The organism is Thermobifida cellulosilytica TB100 (genome assembly GCF_001517975.1).
Classification (GTDB): Bacteria; Actinomycetota; Actinomycetes; order Streptosporangiales; family Streptosporangiaceae; genus Thermobifida; species Thermobifida cellulosilytica.
In genome coordinates this window covers 49,866-56,390 of sequence record NZ_KQ950183.1, presented here as the reverse complement: position 1 = coordinate 56,390, position 6,525 = coordinate 49,866, and the positions used below count along the sequence as shown (strand labels likewise).

The 6,525-nt window shown below is 74.1% G+C and carries 4 protein-coding genes, 2 pseudogenes and 1 riboswitch; of the genes and pseudogenes, 2 read left to right on the top strand and 4 right to left on the bottom strand.

Annotation, left to right across the window (positions count from 1 at the left end; translation table 11 throughout):
• The 4 genes and pseudogenes from AC529_RS12955 to fmt form a co-directional block, all read right to left on the bottom strand.
• Positions 1 to 228, bottom strand: a pseudogene (locus tag AC529_RS12955) (riboflavin synthase); the annotation flags it as partial.
• Between the two features lie 100 nt (positions 229 to 328).
• A riboswitch (FMN riboswitch) is annotated at positions 329 to 459 on the bottom strand.
• Positions 460 to 587: 128 nt separating this feature from the next.
• Positions 588 to 1,256 (bottom strand): ribulose-phosphate 3-epimerase, encoded by a 669-nt coding sequence (gene rpe / locus AC529_RS12950; RefSeq protein ID WP_068757024.1) that lies wholly within the window; start codon positions 1,254 to 1,256, stop codon positions 588 to 590.
• A gap of 43 nt (positions 1,257 to 1,299) precedes the next feature.
• Positions 1,300 to 2,733 (bottom strand): RsmB/NOP family class I SAM-dependent RNA methyltransferase, encoded by a 1,434-nt coding sequence (locus AC529_RS12945; protein WP_068757022.1) that lies wholly within the window; start codon positions 2,731 to 2,733, stop codon positions 1,300 to 1,302.
• Positions 2,734 to 2,819: 86 nt separating this feature from the next.
• Positions 2,820 to 3,752: a methionyl-tRNA formyltransferase gene (gene fmt, locus AC529_RS12940; RefSeq protein WP_068757588.1), complete on the bottom strand. Its 933-nt coding sequence runs from the start codon at positions 3,750 to 3,752 to the stop codon at positions 2,820 to 2,822.
• Between the two features lie 593 nt (positions 3,753 to 4,345).
• On the opposite strand from fmt, the gene AC529_RS12935 reads away from it, so the two are divergent.
• Positions 4,346 to 5,710: a glycoside hydrolase family 6 protein gene (locus tag AC529_RS12935; protein ID WP_068757020.1), complete on the top strand. Its 1,365-nt coding sequence runs from the start codon at positions 4,346 to 4,348 to the stop codon at positions 5,708 to 5,710.
• A gap of 138 nt (positions 5,711 to 5,848) precedes the next feature.
• Positions 5,849 to 6,525: pseudogene (locus AC529_RS12930) on the top strand (primosomal protein N' family DNA-binding protein); the annotation flags it as partial.

Below are 6,525 nucleotides of genomic sequence, written 5' to 3'. Positions count from 1 at the left end.
CAGGTTGGAGCGGTCCAGGGTCTCCTTCATGACGTCGGCGCCGAACCGGCCGTCGCCGAGTTCGGTGACGGTCAGGCACACCCCGTTGACCGCGATGGAGTCGCCGGGCGAGGCGTCAGAGGTGACCTCGGGGCCGTGGACGGTGAGCCGGACCGCGTCGCGCGCGTCGGATCCCACCGGGACGACGTCGACGACCGTGCCGAGTTCCTCGACGATTCCGGTGAACATGCGAGAGCCTTCCCCCAAGCCTGGTCAGGCTCCGGGGCAAGGCGGCGTCGACCGCCAATGGACCGCGGTGGCACGCCGCAGCGAGCACCGCACCAATCCAACACGTACTGCCTCCCATCCGGACTTTCACCGTCGGTACCGGAATTCCACCGGTTCAACCAGCCGATGGCTTCGGCTGGGTCGCGGACTGTCACCGCCGGTTCGGACTTTCACCGACCCCGGAGCACGCGTTCGTACTTCTCGGTCAACAGTGTGCCACAGGGGCGTATTCCGCCACCACGGCGGGGGTCGGCTGCCGGGGCGGCCGACCGGCGGCCCCCGGTCGGCCGCGCGGGGAGGGCGTGCGGGACGGAGGCGTTCTAGCGCCCGGCGGCCCGCTCCGCCAGGGAGCGCAGCTCGTCCACCGCCGCCCCCGGGTCCTCCCTGCCGTAGACGGCGGACCCGGCCACGAAGACGTCGGCCCCGGCCTCGGCGCACCGTTCGATCGTCTCGGTGCTCACCCCGCCGTCCACCTGAAGCCACACCGAGGCCTCGGAGTTGCGGATGAGCTCGCGGGCGCGGCGGATCTTGGGCAGCACCAGGTCGAGGAACTTCTGGCCGCCGAACCCCGGCTCGACCGTCATGACGAGCAGCATGTCGATCTCGCCCAGCAGGTCGGCGTAGGCGTCGACCGGCGTGGCCGGGTTGAGGGCCAGGCCCGCCCGCGCCCCGGCCGAGCGGATCGCGCGCAGCGTGCGCACCGGGGCCTTGGCGGCCTCCGCGTGGATGGTGACGCTGCCCGCGCCCACCTCGGCGTAGGTCGGGGCCCACCGGTCGGGGTCCTCGATCATCAGGTGGCAGTCCAGCGGCAGCGACGACTCCTTGACCAGGGACTCCACGACCGGCAGGCCCAGTGTGAGGTTGGGCACGAAATGGTTGTCCATGACGTCGACGTGCAGCCAGTCGGCGGTGCGGGCGACCGCCTCGACTTCGTCGGCCAGGTGCGCGAAGTTGGCGGAGAGGATGCTGGGTGAGATCTGGATTGCCACGGTAGGAGAGTGTATTGGCGCCGAACCCGCGGTTCGGACCGGCTCAGCGTTTGCGGACCAGGGCGAGGAACATCGCGTCGGTCCCGTGCCGGTGCGGCCAGAACTGCACGAAGCGGTCGGCGGCGGCGTCGGGCACCTCGGGCAGGTGGGGCGCCGCGTCGAGGAGTTCGGCGTCGCCGCGCGCGGCCAGGACCCCGCCGACCACGCCGCGGGTCTCCTCCAGGTGCGGCGAGCAGGTGACGTAGCCGACCACCCCGCCGGGGCGCGCCGCGTCCAGCGCCCGCTCCAGCAGGGCGCGCTGGAGCGGGACGAGCTCGGCGAGGCTGTCGGGGGTGCGCCGCCAGCGCGCCTCGGGGCGGCGGCGCAGCGCGCCCAGCCCGGTGCACGGCGCGTCCACCAGGACCCGGTCGAAGCGGCCGTCGCGCCACGGCGGCCGGGTGGAGTCCGCCACGACCACGCGGGCGGAGTCGCCCACCGAGCGGTCCACGGCGCGGGCGACCAGCCCGGCGCGCGCCGGCTGCACCTCGGCGGCCAGCAGGCGCCCGCCGCGCTGCCCGACGAGGCCGGACAGCAGGGCGGCCTTGCCGCCGGGGCCGGCGCACATGTCGAGCCACAGCCGGTCGGCCCCGTCGACCGGGACCCGGCTCAGCGCCAGGGCGACGAGCTGGCTGGCCTCGTCCTGCACGGCGGCGCGCCCCTGGCGGACCGCGTGCAGCGCTCCGGGGTCGCCCTCGGGCAGGACCGCCGCGCAGGGCGAGTAGCGCGCGGCGACGGCCCCCTCGGCGACCAGGTCGGCGACCGTGGCGCGGCCGGGCTTGGCGAGCAGGGTCACCCGCGGGCGCTCGTTGTGCGCGGCGAGCAGCCGCTCGGTCTCGGCCAGGCCGTCCGCGGGGTCCTCGCCCAGGGCGTCGGCGAGGGCCTGCACCACCCAGCGGGGGTGGCTGCGGGCCACCGCGAGGTGCCCCACCGGGTCGGCCGCGCGGTCGGGGGCCACCACGGACAGCCATTCGTCCAGGGTGCGGGCGCTGACCTTGCGCAGCACGGCGTTGACGAACCGGGAGCGGTGGTGGCCGACGACCCGGCGGGCCAGTTCGACGGAGCTGTCGACCGCGGCGTGCCGGGGGACGTCCATGGACAGCAGTTGGTGGGCGCCCATCCGCAGCAGCGGCAGGACCTCGGCGTCCACGGAGCGCAGGGAGCGGTCCACGCAGGCGTCCAGGATCGCGTCGTAGGAGCCCTGGTGGCGCAGCGTCCCGTAGGTGAGCTCGGTGGCCAGGGAGGCGTCCCGGCCGGTGATGTCGCGCTCTCGCAGGGTCACCGGGAGCAGCAGGTTGGCGTAGGCGTCGCGGCTCTGCACCGCGTTGAGCACGTCGTAGGCGGCGCGGCGGGCCGGGTCCCGGGGGCGGCGGGGCTGCGGCGCGGGGCCGCCGCGGACGCGGCGGGTCGAGCGGTACGGGGATCGGGGTCTGTCGGTCACGGTTGAGCCGCCTCGTGCCTGGTCGTGTCTGCGCTGTTCACTGTGGTGCGTCCCACGTCAATGAGGGTATCGGTCCGCGCCGGGCCTCATTGGTCCCCGAGGTGCTCGTCGTCGCCGGGGCGGACGCCGCGCGCCCAGTCGGCGGCGGCCATGGCCTTCTTGCCCTGCGGCTGCACCTCGCCGAGCCGCACCGGGTGGGTGGCGGTGCCGACCAGGACCTCCCTGCGGGTGACCGCGAGGCGGCCGGGGGGCAGCGCGGGCGCGTCGGCGCGCACCTGGACCGGGCCGAGTTTGAGGCGGGCGCCGCGGAAGAGGGTCCACGCGCCGGGCGCGGGGGTGCAGGCGCGGACGAGGCGGTCGACGTGCACGGCCGGGGCGGTGAAGTCGACGCGCGCGTCGTCGGGGGTGAGCTTGGGCGCGTAGGTGACCCCCTCGGTCTCCTGGGGGCGGGGTTCGAGGGCGCCCGCGGCGATGCCGTCCAGGGTGCGCACGAGCAGTTCGGCCCCCGAGCGCGCCAGGCGTTCCAGCAGCTCCCCGCTGGTGTCGCGGGGGCCGATGGGTTCGGTGACCGTGCCGTAGACCGGCCCGGCGTCCAGCTCCCGCACGATGCGGAAGGTGGTGGCTCCGGTGATGTCGTCGCCGTGCAGGACGGCGTGCTGCACGGGGGCGGCGCCGCGCCAGGCCGGTAGCAGGGAGAAGTGCAGGTTGACCCAGCCGTGGCGGGGGATGTCGAGCGCCTCCTGGCGCAGCAGCGCGCCGTAGGCCACGACGGGGCAGCAGTCGGGGGCGATGGCCCGCAGCCGGTCGAGGAAGTCGGGGTCGTCGGCCCGGGCGGGTTTGAGGACCTCGATCCCGGCCTCGGCGGCCCGGCGCGCCACCGGGCTGGCCGCGACCCGGCGGCCCCGCCCCGCGGCCGCGTCGGGCCGGGTGACGACCGCGGCCACCTCGTGCCCGGAGGAGAGCAGCGCGTCCAGGGACGGCACGGCCACCTCGGGCGTGCCCGCGAAGACCAGTCTCATGGAGGACCCCCAACTATCCGCGACGTCGACGCGGCCGGTGCGCCGCGGCGTGCCCGCCCGCGCGATCCGGCCGTGGTCCAAGCGTATTGACCTCCGCGGCCTCCCCGTCCGCTCTCCGGTGCGCCGCGCCCGGGCGTTTCGGACCGGCCGTGCGGCGCACCGGCCTCCGCCGCCCCGTCGTTGTCCCGAACGGCTCCGCGAGTGCCGGAACTTCTCTCCGATCACTCGCCGTGGTTTTCCACGGGACGCCCCGGGGCCTCCTACCACTGCCCGCTTCCCGGGCTGCCGCCCACCGGTTCTCTTTTCTCTGCTGCCACCTGGGATTCCGGGGCACAGAAATGATCAGCGCACATCATCAGACGTCTGAAACCACTAGTCACTCCGCGCGCACGGCCTTTTGTCGCTTTTATGCGCTTTTCCGAAAAAATCCGCCCCTCTCGAGGGAAGCAGAACGGCAACGGGGCAGACATTCGGTCTTTACATAACCCTCACCGATGGTTATGGTCCGAAACGGAGAGCGACCTGGGAGCGCTCCCAATCGCGTTCCCGTCGCGTCCCTCCGGAGCCCTCGTGCCCGTTAGGAGCCCCAAAGGATGTCCCCCAAACCTCTTCGCGCGCTGCTCGGGGCAGCGGCCGCGGCCGTGCTCAGCGCGGCTGCGCTCGTCTTCCCGTCGCAGGCGGCCGCGAACGACTCCCCGTTCTACGTCAACCCCAACATGGCGTCCGCCGAGTGGGTGCGCAACAACCCGAACGACCCGCGCGCGGCCGTGATCCGCGACCGGATCGCCAGCGTCCCGCAGGCGACCTGGTTCGCCCACCACAACCCCGGCCAGATCACCGGCCAGGTGGACGCGCTGGTCAGCGCGGCCGCCGCCGCGGGCAAGATCCCGATCCTGGTGGTCTACAACGCCCCGGGCCGCGACTGCGGGAACCACAGCAGCGGCGGCGCGCCCAGCCACAGCGCCTACCGGTCCTGGATCAACGAGTTCGCCGCCGGCCTGAAGAACCGCCCCGCCTACATCATCGTCGAGCCCGACCTGATCTCGCTGATGTCGAGCTGCATGCAGTCGACGCAGCAGGAGGTGCTGCAAACGCTGGCGTACGCGGGCAAGACGCTCAAGGCCGGGTCCTCGCAGGCGCGGGTCTACTTCGACGCCGGCCACTCGGCCTGGCACTCGCCCGCGCAGATGGCCGCCTGGCTCAACCAGGCCGACATCTCCAACAGCGCGCACGGCATCGCCACCAACACCTCCAACTACCGGTGGACCTCCGACGAGGTCGCCTACGCCAAGGCCGTGCTCTCGGCCATCGGCAACCCCTCGCTGCGCGCCGTGATCGACACCAGCCGCAACGGCAACGGCCCCGCCGGCAGCGAGTGGTGCGACCCGAGCGGACGGGCCATCGGCACGCCCAGCACCACCAACACGGGCGACCCGATGATCGACGCGTTCCTGTGGGTGAAGCTGCCGGGTGAAGCCGACGGCTGCATCGCCGCCGCCGGCCAGTTCGTGCCGCAGGCCGCATACGACCTGGCCATCGCCGCAGGCGGCAACCCCAACAACCCGGGGAACCCCAACAACCCGGGCAACCCTGACAACCCCGGCAACCCCAACAACCCGGGTAACCCCGACAACCCCGGCAACCCGGGCAACCCCGGATCGGGCGCCTGCACCGCGACGTACACGATCGCCAACGAGTGGAACGACGGCTTCCAGGCGAACGTGAAGGTCACCGCGAACCAGGCCATCAACGGCTGGACCGTGACCTGGACCTTCGCCAACGGCCAGACCATCTCCAACGCCTGGAACGCCACGGTGTCCACCAGCGGCTCCAGCGTCACGGCGACCAACGTCGGCTACAACGGCGCGCTGGGCGCCGGCGCCTCCACCGAGTTCGGCTTCGTCGGCTCCAAGAGCGGCGCCAACAGCGTCCCGACCCTCACCTGCACTGCCAACTGACCCCTCAGGCAGCGCACCGGAGGCCCGGGCACCGGCCCGGGCCTCCCCCCTTTCCCCGGCGGGACGGCCGCGCCGTCCTCCACAGCGGCGCCGCCGTCCCGCCGGGCGGCCCCGCGGCTCTGGTAGAACGGGGAGGCAATGTCCGACCAGCCAGATCCCGCGGAGGCGGCCCTCTTCGAGGTTCCCCGCGCCGCGACGGCCCCGCGGCCGCGCCCGCGCCGACCCGCCGCCACCCGGCCCGTGGCACGGGTCGCCGTGGACACCCCGCTGCCGCACCTGGACCGTCCCTTCGACTACCTCGTGCCCGAGTCCCTGGACGAGGCGGCCGTGCCCGGCTGCCGGGTCCGGGTCCGCTTCAACGGCCAGACCCTCGACGGGTTCCTGCTGGAACGGGTCGACGAGTCCGACTTCCCCGGCCGCCTCTCCTACCTGCACCGGGTGGTCTCCCCCGAACCGGTGCTCACCCCCGAGATCGCCGAACTGGCCCGCGCCGTCGCCGACCACTACGCGGGCACGCTCAGCGACGTGCTGCGCCTGGCCGTGCCGCCGCGCCACGCCCGGGTGGAGCAGGAGGACCCCGCGGCCCCCGGCCGAGCCGCCCGCACCGCCCGACGACGTCGGCCCCTGGTCCGACTACCCGGCCGGCCGGGCGTTCCTGGCCGCGCTGCGCGCGGACCGGGCACCGCGCGCGGTGTGGACCGCGCTGCCGGGGCCGCACTGGTGCGCCGCGGTCGCGCTGGCCCGGCGTGCTCGTCGTGGCTCCGGACGGCCGGGACGTCGCCCGCCTGGACGCCGCCCTGGCCGAACGGCTCGGC

Coding starts and splice junctions, on each gene's coding strand:
- AC529_RS12935 (WP_068757020.1), top strand. CDS start 4,346: ATGTCCCCCAAACCTCTTCGCGCGCTGCTCGGGGCAGCGGCCGCGGCC.
- fmt (WP_068757588.1), bottom strand. CDS start 3,752: ATGAGACTGGTCTTCGCGGGCACGCCCGAGGTGGCCGTGCCGTCCCTG.